22 protein-coding genes, 1 tRNA gene, 1 other RNA gene and 1 other annotated feature are annotated in these 20,061 nt (G+C 42.0%); of the genes, 17 read left to right on the top strand and 7 right to left on the bottom strand.

Annotated features, from left to right (window positions below; genetic code table 11):
• The first annotated feature begins 695 nt into the window (after nucleotides 1-695).
• Nucleotides 696-1,181, top strand: a complete 486-nt coding sequence (locus tag RSX31_RS23090) for a glutathione peroxidase (protein ID WP_315636111.1) — start codon at nucleotides 696-698, stop codon at nucleotides 1,179-1,181.
• A 39-nt stretch (nucleotides 1,182-1,220) separates the two neighbouring features.
• On the opposite strand, the gene RSX31_RS23085 is transcribed toward RSX31_RS23090, so the two are convergent.
• A complete protein-coding gene (locus tag RSX31_RS23085; RefSeq protein WP_315636110.1) occupies nucleotides 1,221-2,156 on the bottom strand; it encodes a YaaC family protein in 936 nt (311 codons plus the stop codon).
• Between the two features lie 112 nt (nucleotides 2,157-2,268).
• Here RSX31_RS23085 and guaB point away from each other — a divergent pair, with 112 nt between their 5' ends.
• From guaB to RSX31_RS23055, 6 genes are all read left to right on the top strand, one after another.
• Nucleotides 2,269-3,732: an IMP dehydrogenase gene (gene guaB, locus RSX31_RS23080; protein WP_315636109.1), complete on the top strand. Its 1,464-nt coding sequence runs from the start codon at nucleotides 2,269-2,271 to the stop codon at nucleotides 3,730-3,732.
• A gap of 196 nt (nucleotides 3,733-3,928) precedes the next feature.
• Nucleotides 3,929-5,284 (top strand): D-alanyl-D-alanine carboxypeptidase family protein, encoded by a 1,356-nt coding sequence (locus RSX31_RS23075; protein WP_315636108.1) that lies wholly within the window; start codon nucleotides 3,929-3,931, stop codon nucleotides 5,282-5,284.
• A 424-nt stretch (nucleotides 5,285-5,708) separates the two neighbouring features.
• Nucleotides 5,709-6,590, top strand: a complete 882-nt coding sequence (gene pdxS, locus RSX31_RS23070; protein WP_148996631.1) for a pyridoxal 5'-phosphate synthase lyase subunit PdxS — start codon at nucleotides 5,709-5,711, stop codon at nucleotides 6,588-6,590.
• An 11-nt stretch (nucleotides 6,591-6,601) separates the two neighbouring features.
• Nucleotides 6,602-7,192: a pyridoxal 5'-phosphate synthase glutaminase subunit PdxT gene (pdxT, locus tag RSX31_RS23065; RefSeq protein ID WP_148971413.1), complete on the top strand. Its 591-nt coding sequence runs from the start codon at nucleotides 6,602-6,604 to the stop codon at nucleotides 7,190-7,192.
• A gap of 53 nt (nucleotides 7,193-7,245) precedes the next feature.
• Nucleotides 7,246-7,454 (top strand) — a binding site (T-box leader).
• Between the two features lie 48 nt (nucleotides 7,455-7,502).
• Nucleotides 7,503-8,777 (top strand): serine--tRNA ligase, encoded by a 1,275-nt coding sequence (gene serS / locus RSX31_RS23060; RefSeq protein WP_148996633.1) that lies wholly within the window; start codon nucleotides 7,503-7,505, stop codon nucleotides 8,775-8,777.
• 124 nt (nucleotides 8,778-8,901) lie between these two features.
• Nucleotides 8,902-8,994: transfer RNA gene (locus RSX31_RS23055), tRNA-Ser, on the top strand.
• 106 nt (nucleotides 8,995-9,100) lie between these two features.
• On the opposite strand, the gene RSX31_RS23050 is transcribed toward RSX31_RS23055, so the two are convergent.
• From RSX31_RS23050 to RSX31_RS23030, 5 genes are all read right to left on the bottom strand, one after another.
• Nucleotides 9,101-9,460 (bottom strand): hydrolase, encoded by a 360-nt coding sequence (locus RSX31_RS23050; protein WP_148971415.1) that lies wholly within the window; start codon nucleotides 9,458-9,460, stop codon nucleotides 9,101-9,103.
• A 617-nt stretch (nucleotides 9,461-10,077) separates the two neighbouring features.
• Complete coding sequence (locus tag RSX31_RS23045; protein WP_148996634.1) at nucleotides 10,078-10,746, bottom strand: deoxynucleoside kinase; 669 nt, start codon at nucleotides 10,744-10,746, stop codon at nucleotides 10,078-10,080.
• Nucleotides 10,730-11,386 carry a deoxynucleoside kinase gene (locus RSX31_RS23040; RefSeq protein ID WP_148971416.1) on the bottom strand — a complete coding sequence of 219 codons (657 nt, stop codon included), beginning with the start codon at nucleotides 11,384-11,386 and terminating at the stop codon, nucleotides 10,730-10,732. The genes RSX31_RS23045 and RSX31_RS23040 overlap by 17 nt, the downstream gene beginning before the upstream one ends.
• A gap of 238 nt (nucleotides 11,387-11,624) precedes the next feature.
• Nucleotides 11,625-12,911 (bottom strand): glycoside hydrolase family 18 protein, encoded by a 1,287-nt coding sequence (locus RSX31_RS23035; RefSeq protein WP_315636107.1) that lies wholly within the window; start codon nucleotides 12,909-12,911, stop codon nucleotides 11,625-11,627.
• Nucleotides 12,912-12,989: 78 nt separating this feature from the next.
• A complete protein-coding gene (locus RSX31_RS23030; RefSeq protein ID WP_148996636.1) occupies nucleotides 12,990-13,529 on the bottom strand; it encodes an isochorismatase family cysteine hydrolase in 540 nt (179 codons plus the stop codon).
• Nucleotides 13,530-13,612: 83 nt separating this feature from the next.
• Here RSX31_RS23030 and tadA point away from each other — a divergent pair, with 83 nt between their 5' ends.
• The 9 genes from tadA to RSX31_RS23385 all read left to right on the top strand — a co-directional run bounded on the left by tadA (nucleotide 13,613) and on the right by RSX31_RS23385 (nucleotide 18,317).
• Nucleotides 13,613-14,107, top strand: coding sequence for a tRNA adenosine(34) deaminase TadA (gene tadA, locus RSX31_RS23025; protein WP_187443742.1), 495 nt, complete (start codon nucleotides 13,613-13,615; stop codon nucleotides 14,105-14,107).
• 98 nt (nucleotides 14,108-14,205) lie between these two features.
• Nucleotides 14,206-14,469, top strand: an RNA gene (gene ffs, locus RSX31_RS23020) — signal recognition particle sRNA large type.
• Between the two features lie 162 nt (nucleotides 14,470-14,631).
• Nucleotides 14,632-16,320, top strand: a complete 1,689-nt coding sequence (dnaX, locus tag RSX31_RS23015; RefSeq protein ID WP_315636106.1) for a DNA polymerase III subunit gamma/tau — start codon at nucleotides 14,632-14,634, stop codon at nucleotides 16,318-16,320.
• 28 nt (nucleotides 16,321-16,348) lie between these two features.
• Complete coding sequence (locus tag RSX31_RS23010) at nucleotides 16,349-16,672, top strand: YbaB/EbfC family nucleoid-associated protein (protein ID WP_172655813.1); 324 nt, start codon at nucleotides 16,349-16,351, stop codon at nucleotides 16,670-16,672.
• Between the two features lie 11 nt (nucleotides 16,673-16,683).
• Entirely contained in the window at nucleotides 16,684-17,280 is a 597-nt protein-coding gene (recR, locus tag RSX31_RS23005; RefSeq protein WP_044340678.1) for a recombination mediator RecR, read from the top strand.
• Nucleotides 17,281-17,297: 17 nt separating this feature from the next.
• Nucleotides 17,298-17,516 (top strand): YaaL family protein, encoded by a 219-nt coding sequence (locus RSX31_RS23000; RefSeq protein WP_044340677.1) that lies wholly within the window; start codon nucleotides 17,298-17,300, stop codon nucleotides 17,514-17,516.
• Nucleotides 17,517-17,578: 62 nt separating this feature from the next.
• On the top strand, nucleotides 17,579-17,842 hold the full coding sequence (locus RSX31_RS22995) for a pro-sigmaK processing inhibitor BofA family protein (protein WP_044340676.1): 264 nt from the start codon (nucleotides 17,579-17,581) through the stop codon (nucleotides 17,840-17,842).
• A gap of 104 nt (nucleotides 17,843-17,946) precedes the next feature.
• Nucleotides 17,947-18,102 (top strand): glycerate kinase, encoded by a 156-nt coding sequence (locus RSX31_RS22990; RefSeq protein WP_148996638.1) that lies wholly within the window; start codon nucleotides 17,947-17,949, stop codon nucleotides 18,100-18,102.
• Complete coding sequence (locus RSX31_RS23385) at nucleotides 18,066-18,317, top strand: hypothetical protein (protein WP_397548122.1); 252 nt, start codon at nucleotides 18,066-18,068, stop codon at nucleotides 18,315-18,317. The genes RSX31_RS22990 and RSX31_RS23385 overlap by 37 nt, the downstream gene beginning before the upstream one ends.
• On the opposite strand, the gene RSX31_RS22985 is transcribed toward RSX31_RS23385, so the two are convergent.
• A complete protein-coding gene (locus RSX31_RS22985; RefSeq protein WP_148971423.1) occupies nucleotides 18,209-18,688 on the bottom strand; it encodes a PaaI family thioesterase in 480 nt (159 codons plus the stop codon). The two genes, RSX31_RS23385 and RSX31_RS22985, sit on opposite strands and share 109 nt — an antisense overlap.
• Nucleotides 18,689-18,904: 216 nt before the next feature.
• On the opposite strand from RSX31_RS22985, the gene RSX31_RS22980 reads away from it, so the two are divergent.
• Nucleotides 18,905-19,726, top strand: coding sequence for a hypothetical protein (locus tag RSX31_RS22980; protein WP_315636105.1), 822 nt, complete (start codon nucleotides 18,905-18,907; stop codon nucleotides 19,724-19,726).
• The last annotated feature ends 335 nt before the right edge of the window (nucleotides 19,727-20,061 follow it).

Here is a 20,061-nt window from a genome sequence, read left to right as displayed (position 1 = left end):
GGGATCTCCCCCTGTGAGAGTAGGACGTCGCCAGGCAAATGTGAAGAAAGAGTAGCTCTTAGGGGCTGCTTTTTTTTGGTTTTATTTTTGAGAACTATTGTGGAAGGGGAATTCACTACAAACATAAAACAGTGTCTTGGGGAAAAGTTAATCTTAGTCAATTGGAAATCGTTATGTGAATTTAGGTGATAATTGGTAATAGACGCATAAACAGTAAAAAATGACGCATAAAATGAAAAATCGACGCAATAAAGGGTCAAAACGACGCAATTAGCATGCTGCTTCAAGCTTGACCGCCTCTATTTCTATGAAAATATTGATATCTACCTCCCTAAAATAGTCTTCTTTAACACAAAGAAAAATTTTTAGATAGATAGGAACATTTATTAGTGCTTATTACATATAAAACTTTATTTTGAGGGACACAATATCCTCGAATTCTTCCCTGATGGCCAGCAAATGCAATGTTACTCCAAATCATCCTGAAGTATTTGTATTTAAGTCCTATTTTCTATCAACTATTCAATTTATTAATTCTATATGATATCCGAAGTCCGACAGCCTGACAATCAACAACTCACCTACCCACTGTACCTCAACCAACCACAAACCTCCATCATCACATGCTCAAAATTGCTAACCACCAACTCTCTAAAGTATTATTTAAATAAGAGTATATACAAGGAGAGATGAACATGACGACAATTTATGATTTTACCGTAAAAAGAGCGAATGGATCTGTAACGTCTCTAGAAGAGTACCAGGGTAAAGTGATGCTTATCGTGAACACAGCCAGTAAGTGTGGCTTTACACCTCAATTTGAGGAGCTGCAGGGCCTGTATGAAGAGTATAAGGATGAAGGACTTGTTGTACTTGGATTTCCATGTGATCAGTTCATGAACCAGGAATTTGATGATCAGGATGAAATCATGGAGTTTTGTCAGGTGAACTACGGGGTATCTTTTCCGATGTTTGCGAAAGTCGATGTGAAGGGGAAGGAAGCTCATCCTCTCTTCACATTTTTAACGATAGAGAAAAAGGGTGTCCTTCTTTCGAACATTAAGTGGAACTTCACGAAATTTTTAGTCGGGAAAAATGGAGAGGTATTTGATCGTTATTCTCCACAAACAAATCCCCGTAAAATTGAGGACGATATTAAAAGATTACTTCAAGCAGAATAGGGAAAGAGGAAAGGGAGTACGTCATCCTTCCTCTTCCCCCTACATTTTATCCTGAAGTAATTTTAGCAAAAGATACGGTGCTTTATCTGTTGTGACATTGATGAACGTATGGATGATGGGATAGTCTTCATTGGTTCGGTTTTTTAACAGTTCCACCCACCATTCTGTTTCGTATCGGGCAATCATACTCAGGTTATATAATATAGCATAATGGATGAGTACCTCAGGTATTGTCGTGGCTTCATTCCGAATGCCGGGCAGGGCTAATCGGTTTTTGTCCAAGTGCCATCTAATGGGAAGTTGCTCCCGAGCATGTCGTGATTGTAGCGTATTGTCTGAAATCCAAGTGAAATTCTCTGTTACCTTTTCATTCAGATATTGTTTGAACAAACTTTCTGACATATGAAAATGGGATAGTAGTGACTCATCAATCATCAGCTCATGTTGATGGGTAAACCAGAACATGGTCTTTTTTTTGAGTAAAATGTGAAATGCATCTTCAAGTTCAGGTATTTGTATGAGTAAATCTTCCATCTTGTATTTTTCCCCCACGATATGTTTCACGTGAAACACGAGGTTGGAGAAGTGTGAAAACAGTCCATTTTTCTGTACCTTTACTTCATCTTGTAAAAAGCGGTACTGCTGCTTTTTTCTTTTCCTGGAGGTAATCCCATGGGCCAGGACTGTGGTAGTTTCCGGATATAGGGGATCCTCCGTTAAGACAATGGCTTTGATAAAGTGAATAAATCCATAGAAAAGCAAAATAGGCTTGAGTGATATAGGAGATTGCATGGCTTGTCTGTAATAAAGTTCTCCTTGCTCCAAGTAGTACATGAATGGATAACAGTTATCATAGCTTTTCATTTCGGCCTGAGAAGATCCCAATTTTTCATAGCATTTTTTTAGAAACTTCTGGGAGTATTCTGCAGACTGAAAATAGTGGATGAAGTCCCATTGTTGATGTATTTCGTTCAAATGATCACCTTCTAATTATTCTGAAAAATTAAATTAATCCTATTCTTCTTGACAGTATTTTAACCAATTGATAACCTACTAATAATATTTTGGGACTAGGGAGGCCGAAAACATGTGGGATTCTAAATTTGCTAAAGAAGGTTTAACGTTTGATGATGTACTATTATTACCAGCCAAATCAGAGGTATTGCCAAAGGATGTAAATATCTCTGTTGAGTTAACAGATTCAATAAAATTGAATGTTCCTGTGATCAGTGCAGGAATGGATACTGTAACAGAAGCTGAAATGGCGATAGCTATGGCTCGCCAAGGTGGATTGGGTATCATCCACAAGAATATGAGTATTGAACAGCAGGCTGAGCAGGTTGATAAGGTAAAACGTTCCGAAAGTGGAGTTATCTCTGACCCATTCTTTTTAACTCCGGATCATCAAGTCTTTTCTGCAGAACACTTGATGGGCAAATATAGAATTTCCGGTGTTCCGATTGTGAACAACGAACAAGAGCAAAAGCTGGTAGGGATTCTAACGAATCGTGACCTTCGTTTCATCCAGGACTACTCCATTCAGATCTCGGATGTCATGACGAAGGAAAACCTCGTCACAGCTCCTGTTGGCACTACCCTAGAAGAAGCGGAAAAAATTCTTCAGCAGTATAAAATTGAGAAGCTTCCTCTGATTGATCAAGAAGGAACGCTTAAGGGACTTATTACGATTAAAGATATCGAAAAAGTCATTGAGTTCCCTAACTCTGCCAAAGACGAACAAGGACGCTTATTGGTTGGAGCAGCTGTCGGTATCTCGAAAGATACGATGACTCGTGTTGAACATTTAGTGAAATCACATGTAGATGTAATTGTAATTGATACAGCTCACGGCCATTCAGCAGGAGTTCTTTCTATTGTTCGTGAAATCCGCGATGCTTATCCAACGTTAAATATCGTAGCAGGAAATGTGGCAACGGCAGATGCCACAAGAGAATTGATTGAAGCTGGTGCTGATGTAGTCAAAGTGGGGATTGGACCTGGTTCAATCTGTACGACTCGTGTTGTCGCAGGTGTCGGCGTTCCACAAATTACCGCTGTTTATGATTGTGCGACAGAAGCAAGAAAGCACGGAAAGAGCATCATTGCCGATGGCGGCATCAAGTATTCAGGTGATATCGTAAAAGCATTAGCAGCAGGTGGACATGCCGTTATGTTAGGAAGCTTACTTGCAGGTACATCTGAAAGCCCAGGCGAAACGGAAATCTTCCAGGGACGTCGTTTCAAAGTATATAGAGGTATGGGATCAGTCAGCTCCATGGAAAAAGGATCGAAGGACCGCTATTTCCAGGAAGAAAATAAAAAGTTTGTTCCAGAAGGAATCGAAGGACGCATTCCTTACAAAGGACCTTTAGCTGATACACTGTATCAGTTAATCGGAGGCTTACGTTCAGGCATGGGATACTGCGGAACGAAGGATCTATACGAATTAAGAGAGCAGGCGCAGTTCATTAAAATGACAGGTGCCGGACTTCGTGAAAGTCATCCTCATGATGTGCAAATCACGAAAGAAGCACCAAACTATTCATTATAAGAAAATAATTCCAAATGCTGATCAGATTCTACTGATCAGCATTTTTTTAATTAGATTAAAGCGATATTTACCGCCTATTATCAGAGGTCGCAAGTCCCTTGACCCATGCCAAAACTAGTCATATTCTCTGTCTATTCTTACCTTTCGAACTATGATAAAATAACGAAGGTGTACATAAAATCTTGGAGGGCTAACAGTGAAAAGAAGTTGGATTCAAAAATCTTTTGTTTGTATGATGGTTTTTATGATGGCAATGGGTATCGTAGGGAGACCTGCAAATGCTCAGGGAGACTTGGACGTTAACGCAAAAGCTGCGATTTTAGTAGAAGCAAGCACGGGTAAAATTCTTTATGAAAAGAACTCAGAAAATGCTCAAGGCATTGCAAGTATGACGAAAATGATGACAGAGTACCTGTTATTGGAAGCTATTGAAGAAGGCAAAGTGAAATGGGACCAGAAGTATACGGTACCTGCGAATCTTTCGCAAATGTCTCATAATACTGGTCTTAGTAATGTTAGCCTTGAAGTAGAGGGTACTTATACTATTAAAGAGTTGTATGAAGCAATGGCAATCTATTCAGCTAATGCAGCGACAATAGCAATTACAGAAACAATTGCCGGCTCAGAAGCTAACTTCGTTAAAATGATGAATGCGAAGGCTAAAGAACTTGGATTGGAAAAATATAAATTTGTAAATTCTACAGGTTTAAACAATAAAGACTTGGCACCTTACGTAGATAAGGTGGTAGGTGGTCCGGAAGAAGAAAATGTGATGTCTGCAAAGGACGTTGCAACACTTGCGTATCGCTTGCTGCATGATTATCCGGAGGTACTCGAGACATCCAGTATTGCGAAGAAGGTATTTGCAGAAGGAACGGATGACCCCACTCAAATGGACAACTGGAACTGGATGTTACCTGGGTTGATCCGTGAGTATGAAGGAATGGACGGTTTGAAAACCGGTACCACAGATTTTGCAGGAGCTAACTTCACCGGTACAGCAGAAAGAGGCGGAATGAGATTTATTACCGTGGTAATGGATGTTGATGTACCAGCTGGTGAAAACTCCTATGATGCCCGCTTTAGTGAAACAAGAAAAATGATGGATTATGCTTTCAACAATTATACAATAGAGGAAGTACTCCCTGCTGACTATCAAGTGAAAGGTCAAAAGACACTTCCAGTTGAAAAAGGTAAGGAAAAAGAAGTTCAAATCAAAACCGATTCCGCACTAAGCATGGTGATTAAGAACGGTGAAGAAGATCAATACAAACCGAAATTTGTGTTAGATAAGAAAAAGCTGAACGATGACAGTGAACTGACAGCACCTGTGAAAAAAGGTGAAAAAGTTGGGTACGTCACGTTGGAATCTAAGGATAAGAAAGATTTAGGTTATCTTACAGACAAAGGGACAAATGCCTCAAAAGCATCAGTTGTAGCTGTGGATGGTGTTGAAAAAGCAAACTGGTTTGTTCTTTCTATGAGAGCTGTAGGAGGTTTCTTCGGGGACATCTGGAACTCGGTTACATCAACGGTTAAAGGCTGGTTCTAATAAGCCCTTAGGTTAAATGATTAAATCAGCACCAAGACTTTTATGTTAGGACAAGTCTTGGTGTTTTTTTATAGGCAGGGTGATAATGAGGCATCTTGCTAGAGCGTCTCAGAAATTTCCATGAAATGCTTGTCGCCTCTGACCAAGCCGCTTCCGCTTTTCGTCTTGTCCAGCTCCAGCGGCTAGGCCCTCGAGGTCATAAGCTAAATCGACCAAAAAGGCAAAGAGCGCCTTTCCGGTCAATTCATCTTATGCTTGTCGGGCCTGACCAAGCCGCTTCCGCTTTTCGTCTTGACATAAGCTTGTTTTTATTGTTTATTTAGCAGTAGGGTTACATAATCATTCCGATTGTTTTAGTCACGTTTTCTTCCTTTTTTGGATGGAAATGGGACAGGCATGGGATAAATATAAGGGGGATATAGATATGAATACTGGTACAGATCGTGTTAAAAGAGGTATGGCTGAAATGCAAAAAGGCGGCGTTATCATGGACGTTGTTAATGCAGAGCAGGCAAAAGTTGCTGAAGCTGCGGGTGCAGTGGCAGTAATGGCTTTAGAACGAGTTCCAGCAGACATCCGTGCTGCAGGTGGGGTAGCAAGAATGGCAGATCCCCGTATTATTGAAGAAGTTATGGGGGCTGTGTCGATTCCTGTAATGGCAAAAGCTCGTATCGGTCATATTGTAGAGGCAAGAGTACTTGAATCAATGGGTGTTGATTATCTTGATGAGAGTGAAGTATTAACGCCTGCTGATGAAGAGTACCATTTAAATAAAAGAGATTTCACTGTACCATTCGTATGTGGTTGCCGTGATTTAGGTGAAGCTGCCCGCCGTATTGGTGAAGGTGCGTCCATGTTACGTACAAAAGGTGAGCCGGGAACAGGTAACATCGTTGAAGCGGTTCGTCATATGCGTAAAGTGAATGCCCAGGTTCGCAAGCTTGTAAGCATGAACGAAGATGAAATCATGACAGAAGCTAAACTTTTGGGAGCTCCATATGAATTATTGTTAGAAATTAAAGAAAACGGACGTTTACCTGTTGTAAACTTTGCTGCAGGCGGAATTGCAACACCAGCTGATGCGGCTCTTATGATGGAATTAGGGGCTGACGGAGTATTCGTAGGTTCTGGTATCTTCAAATCAGAAAACCCTGAGAAATTCGCAAAAGCGATCGTAGAAGCGACAACTCACTATCAAGATTACAAGTTGATCGCAGAGCTATCTAAAGAGCTTGGTGTAGCAATGAAGGGAGTAGAAATTTCTTCTATCTTACCTGAAAACCGTATGCAAGATCGTGGATGGTAAGGTGTGATTCTATGTTGAACATCGGTGTATTAGGACTTCAAGGTGCGGTCAGGGAGCATGTTCGTTCAATTGAAGCTTCTGGTGCCAAGGCCGTCGTCATTAAGCGTGTGGAGCAGCTGGAAGAGATTCAAGGGCTGATCATGCCTGGTGGGGAAAGTACCACCATGAGAAGGCTGATCGATCGATATGGCTTTATGGAGCCGTTAAGACAATTTGCGGCAGCCGGAAAGCCGATCTTTGGAACATGTGCAGGGTTGATTCTCTTAGCCAAGCACATTGTCGGCTACGACGAACCTCATCTTGGTGTGATGGACGTAACAGTGGAACGTAATTCCTTTGGGCGGCAGAAAGAAAGTTTTGAAGCGGATCTTTCGATTGCTCACATTGGAGAAGGGTTCAATGCCGTCTTCATCCGTGCTCCGCATATCGTGGAAGCTGGAGAAGATGTTGAAATCCTTGCTAAGCATAATGAACGGATTGTTCTTGCACGTCATGGACAATTCCTCGGTTGCTCTTTCCATCCTGAGTTAACGGATGATCACCGCTTGACTTCTTTCTTCGTTAAGATGGTGAAGGAAAGCATGGAAAAAACAATCGCATAATTCTATTGCAAAATGGAAAACATTGTAGTAGATTATGAAATAACCAATAAAAAACAAAATCGTTGACAGGAAATAGTAGTAAAGAAGGCTTGCTTAAGAGAGTCGATGGCCGGTGAGAATCGACGCAAGAGCTTTATGAATCCATCCTTGAGTGAAGTACTGAATGAAGTAGGTATTTTCGGTGATTCCGTTACCATCTCTTAAGAGGAAGATGCTTAGCGTCTTCAATTAGGGTGGCAACGCGGAAACCTCCGTCCCTTTTACCAGGGATGGGGGTTTTTTATTTTTTTATAAAAAAGGAGAGAGTCTCATGTTAGACATTAAGTACTTACGTAATAATCTGGAAGATGTGAAAGTACGCCTTCAGCACCGTGGTGAGAATCTGGAGGATTTCGGAAAATTTGAAGAGCTTGATAAGAGAAGAAGAGAGCTGCTTGTAGAAAGTGAAGAATTAAAGAGCAAGCGTAATGACGTATCCCAGCAAATTGCAGAGCTGAAGAAAGAGAAAAAAGATGCTCAGGACATGATCGTTGAAATGCGTGAAGTTGGGGCCATGGTTAAAAAGCTCGATGATGAATTACGGGGAGTGGAAGAGGAGTTAGAGCGAATGCTGCTTTCCATTCCTAACATTCCACATGAAACGGTACCGGTTGGTGAAACGGAGGATGATAATGTAGAGGCCCGCAAATGGGGAGAGATACGTGAGTTTGATTTCGAGGCACAGCCTCACTGGGACATTGCAACAGGCCTTGGGATCCTGGATTTCGAACGTGCCGGCAAAGTGACCGGAAGCCGTTTTGTTTTCTATAAAGGGTTAGGAGCAAGACTTGAAAGAGCGTTGATTAACTTCATGATGGATCTTCACATGGATGAGCATGGGTATACAGAAATGATCCCTCCATTCCTGGTGAATAGAGCGAGTATGACAGGAACAGGTCAACTTCCTAAGTTTGAAGAAGATGCGTTCAGAATCGAGAGCGAGGATTATTTCCTGGTACCTACAGCAGAAGTGCCTGTAACGAACTATCACCGTGATGAGATCATGAATGGTGAAGAATTACCCGTAAGCTATGTGGCGTACAGTGCTAACTTCCGTTCTGAAGCTGGATCTGCAGGCCGCGATACACGTGGTCTGATCCGTCAGCACCAATTCAACAAAGTAGAGCTTGTTCGCTTTGTGAAACCTGAAGACTCTTATGATGAGCTTGAGAAGCTGACTGGACATGCTGAGAAAGTCCTTCAGTTACTGGGCTTGCCATACCGTGTGTTATCTATGTGTACTGCGGATTTAGGCTTCACGGCTGCCAAGAAATATGACATTGAAGTCTGGATTCCAAGTTACGGAACTTACCGTGAGATTTCTTCTTGCAGTAACTTTGAAGGCTTCCAGGCAAGACGAGCGAACATACGTTTCAGAAGAGAAGCTAAGGGAAAACCTGAACATGTGCATACGCTGAATGGATCTGGTTTAGCAATCGGACGTACTGTTGCAGCCATCTTGGAAAACTACCAGCAAGAAGATGGATCTGTCATCGTTCCGGAAGCTCTTCGTCCGTATATGGGTGGAGCGGAAGTCATTAAATAATATCAGCCAGCAGGACGACATTGAAAAGGTGCCCCGCGAATTCAGCGTGAGGCACCTTTTAATTTTTTTTAGAAATATGCTTGACTCCATTTGTACACCATGTTATTATAATTCTTGTCGATACGGAGGAATACCCAAGTCCGGCTGAAGGGATCGGTCTTGAAAACCGACAGGGGTGTAACAGCCCGCGGGGGTTCGAATCCCCCTTCCTCCTCCATTGATTTTTTTATAACCATAGCGCATAAACATTGGAGATAGAATTCGTTACATTTTATGTAACGAATTTTTTTATTTTATGGATATGTCGATTGGCTTAGTCCGATTTACTTAAGGTTTTTAATGTCTTCTCTTAAATGGTCGTCCGATGTATGTTCCAGTACGCCTATCTTAGTGATGTGAAGTCGTGCTTCCTCATCTCCAAGCAAATAAATCTTCGAATAGATATCCCTCATGGATTGATCATATTGACTGTCTTCAGGTGAATTGTGATATTGGCGAAACGGAACCTGAGCCCGTCTCATAGTAGACATGTCATCATCATAGTTATCATTGAACAGCATTTTCAGTTCGTTTACTTCTGTCGGGGTAGCAAATATGCGAAAGCTTGGACTGGCATTTTGATTCGGGTCCTGCAAGATGTCCCCACTGCTGATATCCACGAAATACGTTTGTTTTGATTCCATGATTCTTTCATCTCCTTGTGATTGCTTGTTATTACATATACCTCTTTCTGAATGGAAATAAACGGGTGGATGGTCTTCAGATTGTTGTTTATTAACATATCGTCTGCCCGGGCTCTGTTAATTAGTGTGTGCTGGATGGTGAGGGGAACCGCTTCGCTTTCCGCGGACGAACGGCCGAGCCTCCTCAGCTTAGCCGAACGGGGTCTCGGCACGCCCGATACCCGCCGGAGTCTACGCAGTTCCCCTCACCATCTTTAAGAGATTTCGTGACAGAGCTACAAAGATAGGGTGTCAAAGTACAACCCAATAAAAATTTAATTCATGATAAACAAATCAACCACTACTTACCTTAAATGATTTTATTTGCTAAATCCTTGTTTCTTATTTATCTTTTTTAATAATAGATGCCTAGAAGTTGATTGGAGAGGAAGGTGCTCGACTCCTGCGGGAATAGCGGGAAAGTTGAGACCCCGCAGGCGAAGCCGAGGAGGCTCAACTCACGCCCCGCGGAAAGCGAGCACCTGGAGCGGAGCACTTTCTTATTAAAAAACAGCAAAGTTTTATATATAAAAAAGACTACCCTTGCCGCATTGGTCAGAGTAGTCATTTCTGTATTCTTAACTTTTCAACATTCTCGTCTGTTCAATGAAATACCCGATTCGTTCGACGATTGGTTCGATTGAGTTTTGATCGTTCACCAGGTCGTATTCGCTGATGTCGAGTCTCAGTACGGGACAAGCGTTAAAGGAGTTGATCCAGTTTTCATATCGCTCGTGCATTTCTTCCCAATAGGCAACAGGTGTCTGTTGTTCCATTGGGCGGCCGCGCTCACGGATGCGATCAACGACATTATCAATGGATCCTTCAAGGTAAATCAGAAGATCAGGGTGAGGGAAGTATGGTGTCATGACCATGGCATCGAAAAGACTTGTATACGTTTCATAATCGATCTCGCTCATATTCCCTTTTTCATAATGCATGCGGGCGAAGATGCCTGTATCTTCATAGATGGAACGATCTTGAATGAAGCCGCCGCCGTATTCAAAGATTTTCTTTTGTTCTTTGAAGCGTTCCGCCAAGAAGTATACTTGAAGATGGAAGCTCCAGCTTTTAAAGTCCTGATAAAATTTATCAAGATACGGATTGGTATCAACTTTTTCAAATGACGTCCGGAAGCCGAGTGCCGTGGCCAAGCCGTTTGTCATAGTGGATTTCCCGACACCGACTGTTCCGGCGATGGTGATCACGGCATTGTTCGGGATCCCGTATTTAGTGCGAAGATTCATGATAGTGAACTCCTTTTTTAAGTGTAGTCTCTAACTGTGTAATAATGTGTTCCAGGTCCTCTTTATTTTGAACGAAGTCTACGTGGTCGCCATTGTAGCGAAGAACAGGAATGTCAGGGTGAGTTTTTTCAAATGTATTCATATATTCTTCATAGTCCAGTGATAGCTGCTTAAGGTAAAGAGGGCTGATTTTCTTTTCGAAGTCTCTTCCTCTTTTTTCAATGCGCTTTAATAGCGTATCGAGACTTGCGTTCAAATAAATCACGACATTTGGCCTCGGCATGTCCGAGGTTAGAATGTCATAGATATTAAGATACTTTTTGAACTGTTGTTCATCTTTCAATGTGCGTTTAGCAAAGATGATGTTTTTAAGAATATGATAATCTGCTACAACAGATTTGTTTTGAGATAGGTAGTGTTTTTCAATATCCTCTAGCTGTTTATAACGATTGCATAAGAAAAACATCTCTGTTTGAAAGCTCCATTCTTCAATGTCATCATAAAATTTGTCTAAGAACGGGTTTTCATCCACGATTTCTTTCAGTAAGTGAAAATGAAAATGCTCTGAAATCGCTTTTGCCAGAGAGGTTTTTCCTATTCCAATCGGGCCTTCAACGGTAATGAAAGGAATGCGCCCCATTAATTGTCCTCCTCATATTACGGCAATCTTTTTCTCTTATAAAAATGTAAAACTAAAAAATTACGACAGGAATTATTGTAACACAATATATGGATGGTTTGTTCAGGTTATTTCCCGGGTTCGGAAAATACGCTACGTTCACTATATCGACTGTCACCGGTCAATTCTTTATGGAAACACAAATAAAAAGCTGATGGATAGGTGTTTATAGATTTACCTATCCATCAGCTACTATTTATTATCTTTTTACGACATTGAAATTGTCAGAAAGTAACAGCCAGTTTTGCGGGAAGGGAAGACCCAGTTTCCAGTAGCTCATTCCTCTTAGTTTCAGCTCTTTCATGAGGTCGAATTTTGCCTGGATGCTCCGTGCGTCTTCGAACCACACTTCATGATCCTTACCTGTACTCCCGTCACGGTATTTAAAGAAAGGGGCTTGTGCTTTTTGATCATACTGAATCGGTACGTTGTTATCCGCGGCTATCTTGATTGCCTGTTGAGGACTGATGGCTTTTGCTGTACTCCCCTGTACAAATGGGAGGGTCCAGTCATACCCATATAAATTTTGCCCCATGAGAATCTTTGATGGAGGCATTTCTGAAATGGCGTATTCAAGTACTTCACGAACAGGTCCGATAGGGGAAACGGCCATGGCGGGACCTCCACTATATCCCCACTCATAGGTCATGATTACGACAAAGTCGACAATTTCACCGTGAGCCTTATAATCATGGGCTTCATACCATTTGCCTTTTTGGTCGGCACTTGTCTTAGGAGCCAGGGCGGTTGAAAGCAGCCACCCTTCTTGATTAAAACGCTGTTTTGCTTTTCGTAAAAATTGGTTGTAGGCTTCTTTGTCCTGTGGACGCAAATATTCAAAGTCGAAGTGAATGTCTCTGAACCCGTATTTTTTAGCTGTTTGTACAACATTATTAAGGAACTTATCCTGGATCGCCTGGTCGGTTAACAGGATACGTCCCAGTTCATCGCTGAAAGTTCCTTCCTCTTGGTTGGTGATGGCCATCATCATGACATTATTATTGTCTTTCCCTGTTTGAATCAGATTTCCGAGAGGTGGTTCTTGAAGTGAGCCATCACGTTTCGCTTGAAAACTGAAGGGAGCAAGATACGTAAGATATGGTGCTGCTTCCTTGGCGCTATCTTCAAGGTTTTGGGCGACTTCTTTTCCGTAGGGCTCTACATATGCGTTAAACTCCCCATTGCCTTTGGGCTTCTGTGGAACGTATAAACGCAACCCCACCTGTAAAGGCTGATTGGGAGAAATTCCATTCACTCTTGCCAATTCCTGATAGGGGACTCCAGTTTTCTGACTGATCGCCCAAAGGCTGTCTCCAGGTTGAACAAAATAAAAGCTTCCTATAATAGGGATGACCAGTGATTGGCCGACCACCAGGTTATCAGGGTTAGGCAGTTCATTGGCATCTACAATATCCTTAACTGTTGATCCATACGCTTGTGCGATACCAAATAACGATTGGTTCGGTTGGACAACATGAATTTGCATACACAGACCCTCCTATATTTCATTCACTATAATCAACTTATGAAATGGAAGGCCGCGATATGTTTTGCGGAACAAATATTATACTATCTCATAGGTGGAATTTATCTTTGCTTTTAATACATTTTTCATCATCGTCAACGCATAGTGATTGTCTTCATCACTGACAGATGCAATAGCGTTATTGGGCACAATAAGGTTAAACTCTCTCATATAGGCATCGTTTGCTGTAAAAAGTACACAGATGTTCCCGGCGATACCCGTGATGATAAGGTTTTTTACAGACAAATGGTGCAAAAGCGTATTTAACGCGGTGCCGTAAAAAGCGGAATGCTTTGGTTTAATAAGAAAAAAATCTTTATCCGTCGGCTGGAGCGGAGTCATTATACTATCACTCACATCATTATGACATTTCTGGTAAATCTCTTTGTAATCTGCTTTCCATAACTCATAATGGTCGTTAATATAAATGACAGGATGCTGATGTTTGGTACAATAGTGACGTAAAGTGTTTATAGGTTCAACAATTTTGCGGGTATGGCGAGCTAATATATTTCCATGCTCAAAGTCGAACGGATTCATAATGTCGATAATAAGAAGTGCTGTTTCGTTAGGTATCATATTGAATGCCCCTTTCTCTTATAGTTTGGAGTGAATGGGGATATTTTATAAAGAAAAGAGAAATAAATTTGCGGGAGTATATAATGGGTATAAGAGAAGAACGATTTATGATGGAAGCATTAAAGGAAGCAGAAAAAGCGGCAGCGTTACAGGAAGTTCCGATCGGAGCGGTCATTGTAATGGGGGATGAAATCATCGCCCGTGCTCATAATCTGAGAGAAACGAGTCAAAATGCCATCACTCATGCCGAGACACTAGCCATCCAAGAGGCATGTGAGAGGCTTGGCACATGGAGGCTTGAGGGGGCGGAGCTTTATGTCACTCTTGAACCGTGTCCGATGTGCAGTGGAGCTATCATCCTTTCGAGAATAGAGAAAGTTATATATGGAGCAATGGATCCTAAAGCGGGTTGTGCGGGAACATTAATGAATCTACTGGAAGATGATCGATTTAATCATCAATGTGAAGTGGTGCCTGGAGTACTTTCAGAAGAGTGCGGTGGAATCCTTTCCCGTTTTTTTAAAGACTTACGAGAGCGGAAGAAGTTCGAGAAGAAGAACAGGACTTCCGGTCTGTAAATAACTTACAGTATTCCATCATTGCTTTTTACCGTAAATCCTAGTATACTTAATCTTGCGTCGCACTTATGACGCAACTAAATATGGTATCAATTTTGCCGTGCTAGGTGGGGAGGTAGCGGTGCCCTGTACTCGCAATCCGCTCTAGCGAGACCGAATTCCTTTCCGAGGCTGGCACTCTGTAGGGCTGCCTCAAGTAAGTGGTGTTGACGCCTGGGTCCTGCGCAATGGGAATCCATGAACCATGTCAGGTCCGGAAGGAAGCAGCATTAAGTGGAAGCTCCCATGTGCCGCAGGGTTGCCTGGGCCGAGCTAACTGCTTGAGTAACGCCTATGGATGCTTGTCGACGAAAGGTGCACGGCAGTTTAATTTATATACAACAACTCATCCTTCATTGGGTGAGTTTTTTGTTTGTATAAAGGTTTGAGGGTTAACCTAAATTGATCTCCGGTTTTCTTTGTAAAAGGGTTTTAGATTACGTTATAATAGATACTATAGTACATAAACAAGAGGGGGGAGTATTTTGGCATATCAAGCTTTATATCGTGTGTGGCGTCCTCAGTCATTTATTGATGTAGTTGGACAGCAGCATGTAACGAAAACGTTGCAAAATGCCCTCCTTCATCAGAAGATTTCACATGCTTATTTATTCTCGGGGCCAAGGGGAACAGGGAAAACGAGTGCAGCGAAGATCTTGGCGAAAGCAGTTAACTGTGAGCGGTCTCCGATAGCGGAACCTTGTAATGAGTGTGATGCCTGCAAAGGGATTACTGATGGTTCGATTCCCGATGTCATCGAAATCGATGCTGCTTCCAATAACGGAGTGGAAGAGATCCGGGACATCCGGGATAAAGTCAAATATTCTCCTAACGTAGTCGAGTATAAAGTCTACATCATAGATGAAGTTCATATGCTGTCTATCGGAGCCTTTAATGCGTTACTGAAAACGTTAGAGGAACCACCTAAGCACGTCATCTTTATCCTTGCGACTACAGAGCCTCACAAGATTCCCCTTACAATCATCTCACGTTGTCAGCGATTTGACTTCAAACGGATCACAGCCAGGGATATTGTGGGTCGGATGAGTCATATTGCCACAGAATCAGGTGTGAACTTTGAAGAAAAAGCCCTTACGATTATTGCACGGGCTGCTGAAGGCGGGATGCGTGATGCCCTTAGCCTTCTTGATCAGGCCATCTCCTTTAGCCAGGACAGGGTAACCGTAGACGATGCGTTGACTGTAACAGGGGCTGTTTCTCAAGGATACTTAAATACATTGGCGAAAGCGATTTTGGAAAGAGATGTCACAAGTGGATTAGGTGCCCTGGAAGAATTGCTATTCCAAGGGAAGGACCCGGCGAGGTTCGCAGAGGACTTTATTCTTTATTTCAGGGATATGCTGTTATACCAGACGGCTCCAAATCTCGAAGAATCACTGGAAAGAGTCATGCTCGACGATGATTTTAAAGAACTCGCCGGTCAAACTCAGCCTCAGCAGATTTACCAATATATCGATGTCTTGAATCAGGCGGGTCAGGAAATGAAGTTCACGAATCATGCCCGGATCTACCTGGAGGTTTCCATTGTGAAGCTTTGTCAAATGGAAGCACCTGCATCTGCTTCTTCTCCGGAAGTGAGCGAGATGATGAAAAAAATCAAAATTCTTGAAAAAGAGATTGAACAGCTGAAGGCGAATGGAGTCAAGGTTCAAGCGGAGCCGGCTTCACAACCGGCGAAAAAACCGATCAGGGCAAAGAAAGGCTTCCGGGCTCCTACCGGAAAAATTCAGGAAGTACTCCGGACCGCGACGAAAGAAGATCTCAATCTGATCAAGAGCCGCTGGGGAGATATGGTCGAAACATTGAATCAGCGTCAAATGCGCTCACAATCAGCATTGTTAAATGATGCTGAACCTGTAGCAGCTACAAACGGCTCATTTGTGTTAAAATTTAAATACGATATTCATTGTCAGATGGCAATGGAGAATCAAGCTTTCACTTCAGCGATTGCTTCCATACTGGAAGAGCTTACAGGAAACAGCTATGCAGCGATTGGAATTCCTGAAGATCAGTGGATGTCCATAAGAGAAGACTTTATCAGAAACTCGAAAACAGAAGATGGAGATTCATCAGGCGAGGATCAAGGTGAAGACTCACTCTTGAAGGAAGCTGAAAAGCTTGTCGGTATGGATTTAATAGAATTAAACGAATAATCTAGAAAAATTAACTGGAGGTAATAATATGATGCGTGGAAATGGTAATATGCAAAATATGATGAAGCAAATGCAAAAGATGCAAAAGAAAATGGCGGAAGCTCAAGAAGAATTAGGGGAAAAGCAAATCGAAGGAACAGCTGGCGGCGGAATGGTGACTGTTATCGTTTCCGGTCACAAACAAGTTATTGATGTAAAGATCAACGAAGAAGCTGTGGATCCGGATGATGTAGAAATGCTACAAGATTTAGTCCTTGCAGCGACAAACGATGCACTGAAGAAAGCAGACGAATTAACGAACTCAACTATGGGTCAATTCACTAAAGGAATGAACCTACCGGGAATGTTCTAGGAGGCAATACGATGCATTATCCTGAGCCTATATCGAAGCTGATCGACAGCTTTATGAAACTGCCGGGAATAGGGCCGAAAACTGCGGCCCGACTGGCTTTTTTTGTTCTTAGCATGAAAGAAGATACTGTATTGGATTTTGCGAAAGCATTGGTCAATGCAAAACGTAATTTAAGTTACTGTTCTGTCTGCGGCCATATTACAGACCAGGATCCATGCTATATTTGTGAGGATCAAAGACGGGACCGCAGCATCATCTGTGTAGTTCAAGACCCCAAGGATGTCATTGCGATGGAGAAGATGAAAGAATATAACGGACAATACCATGTGCTCCACGGCGCCATCTCTCCAATGGACGGGATTGGACCCGAGGACATCAATGTTCCGGATCTGATAAAGCGTCTTCACGGTGACGAGGTCCAGGAAGTCATCCTCGCGACCAACCCGAACATAGAAGGGGAAGCGACAGCGATGTACATCTCACGTCTAGTCAAACCATCAGGTATCCGAATCACAAGAATTGCTCATGGGCTTCCTGTCGGTGGAGATCTTGAGTATGCAGATGAAGTAACGTTATCGAAAGCCCTTGAGGGAAGAAGGGACGTTTAACGAAGGAGAGGATACCTATGTTTTTCCGGAAAAAAGGAAAGCTGAAAAAAGAGTATGACCAATCCTTACTTCACGTTTTAGACGAAACCAAGGATCATTGGAATCAGCAACGTTCCATCGATGAGATGAGTGTTGATTATAATCTGAACATCCACTGTCATTCGAAAATAGCAGAAGCTAAATATTTTTTTCTCTTTAGAGAAGCAAAACATAGAAAGATCGTCATAAAAAGGTAGACAACCCTCATATCCTTTCAATAAGAGACTATTTATGTTCTATGTTGAGAGGAGAGAAGGGTATGAGCCCAGTTATCGTCATTGCAGTGATCAGCGGACTGATTGTACTTCTATTGGCCACCGGCACACCCATCAAGCCACTTCGGTTTGTGGGACAAGTTGCCATGAAGGTCATGATCGGAGCACTCTTTTTATTTTTCCTGAACGCCTTTGGCAGTCAGTACGGAATCCACGTTCCTATTAATCTGGCAACCTCATCTATTTCTGGAATATTAGGTATTCCGGGAGTGGTGGGATTGACCGTCATCCAGATGTGGATCCTATAACCATACTATAGCAAGAAGAAAGGCAGTCGAAGCATCAGGTGGGATTTTTTCTTACTTGGACCTTGGCTGCTTTTTTACATAGGAAGAGAACAGGGGGAAGAACAATGAAAATTGTCATTGAACTCGATTCCTTTAAAGGTTCCATGACAAGTATCGCAGCGGCTGAAGCAATACGGAGGGTGATTCATCAGATTAATCCTTCATTGAAACAGTCATCATCCCAATGGCTGATGGTGGTGAAGGTACGGTCGATGCCATGATAAGTATCATAAATGGGGAAACAAGATCGGCTAAAGTTAGTTTAATCTTGTATATTTGTAGTGCCCTTCCGTTCAGGATTAAGGAAAGGCACTTGCTGTTCTTCCCCTATTCACTTAAAAACGTTTTTGGCATCACTACCGCTATTACTTCACCCCGTGCACACAGTTTTCCTTCTGCAAACACTTCTGTTTCCACTCTGAATTTCTTAGGATGAACTTCATGAACTGTGCCCACCGCTTTTAACGGAACGTGGTGAGGTGTGGGTTTCATAAAGTCAACTTGTAATGAAGCAGTGACAAAACGTGGAGGCTCTTGACCACTACCAATCACTTCACCGTTTTTTCTATGAAGAGCAATCGCGGCTGAACCAGTGCCGTGGCAATCGATTAAGGAAGCAATCAACCCTCCATAGACGAATCCTGGCAAGGCAGTGTGTTCCGGTTTAGGTGTATACATTGTAATCGTATGACCATCTTCAAATCCAGTACGAAAATGATGGCCTTCCTTATTGAGTCGGCCGCAGCCATAACACCACGCAAACTCATTTGGGTAATCATCTTGAATGGCATGAGTGACTTCGTTCATTTTTAACTTCCCCCTTCATCACAGACTTGTTCTCTAATAGTCTTCTATTAACGTTCTGAAATCCCTTTATTGGTTCGTCCAATAAATTTTACAAATATAAAGGTAATAACACTTTTCTTAACCAGTAGCGTTTGGTATAATATGGATACCCCCCCTCCTCCCTTCCTGTTCATTTTCCAATTCAACCAAAAAATCTAGAAAGCTGGTGGTTTTATAGTGAAAAGTAGACTAATCCAAGACAGTCCTCACATTAGAGTATGGTTACAGGAATTCAACCATCCGGACGAGCACCTCGAAATGCTTGAAAAATTCAAGATTGGCAGAGAATTCAATCTGAGGTCTCGTGGTTTAATAGAGTACTACGGAATTGACCTCATAGATTATAAACGTGAACAAATGGCCAATAAAAAACGCAATGAATTCCTCACCGCATTTTCCCACTATATGACGGATCATTTAGAAGATGAGTGTCCCCGCTCCTGGAAAGAGTGTCCACCATCCTTTTGGGAAGAACTGATCTTTGCATATCTCCCTCATACCATGAAAGTCGTCCCCAAGAAAAACTACACAGAACAATTCCTCCTGCAGCTGAAAAAGTTTGTCCGGTGGCTCGACAAAAGAAACGATACAACGTTTATGGAAGTAGTAGATTCCTACATTTTCGAAGCTACTCAGATCTTAAAGAAATATGAATCCCTATTCTCAGAGCTATTCTTAAAAAATTATCCGGGGTTGCATCTCCCTGACTGGGATTGTATGAAAGAAATAGAGTGTTTGGATAAAAGGATGGAAGAGTTCGGTGAAACCACTTATGGAGTATTCGAAGTGACCAAGGTTAACGATGATGGCATCGTTCTCCTGGACTTACATTCTCATTATTCGTATTTCACAAAAAGCATTTCCCATGAAAAAGCAGAGCTGGGGATGATTATTACAGGGTGCTTTGGGAAAAAGAAGCATGCGTTCTTATGGGATATAGCTTTCATTGACGGCATCTATCCTAAAAGAGCATTCAAATATATACAATTGTCCGAGTAACAAATGTGAAGATAGTATCTGTTCCTTAGTATAGGAAAGGTACTGTTTCTTTCCTTTCAGAAGAATGGAAGCAACAGAAAATCCATTCTTCTGAAATAAAATTGTAAAAGGTGAAAAATACTATTGACTCTTTATAGTAGAAGATGCTATTATATTCCTTGTCGCCAAAACGACGTGAAAAACAAATTTCAAATAAAGCTTGACGCTCTATGACGAAAAATGTTATATTTAAGAGGTGCTCAAGAGAGCCCAATGTTATATTGAACCTTGAAAACTGAACAAAACAAGACAATACGTCAACGTTAATTCTAGATTTATTTTTAAAGAGCTATTCA

It is taken from the genome of Rossellomorea yichunensis, from assembly GCF_032337515.1.
Classification (GTDB): domain Bacteria; phylum Bacillota; class Bacilli; order Bacillales; family Bacillaceae_B; genus Rossellomorea; species Rossellomorea yichunensis.
Note: the sequence above shows the minus strand (reverse complement) of the source record. Positions and strands in the feature narration are given on the sequence as shown.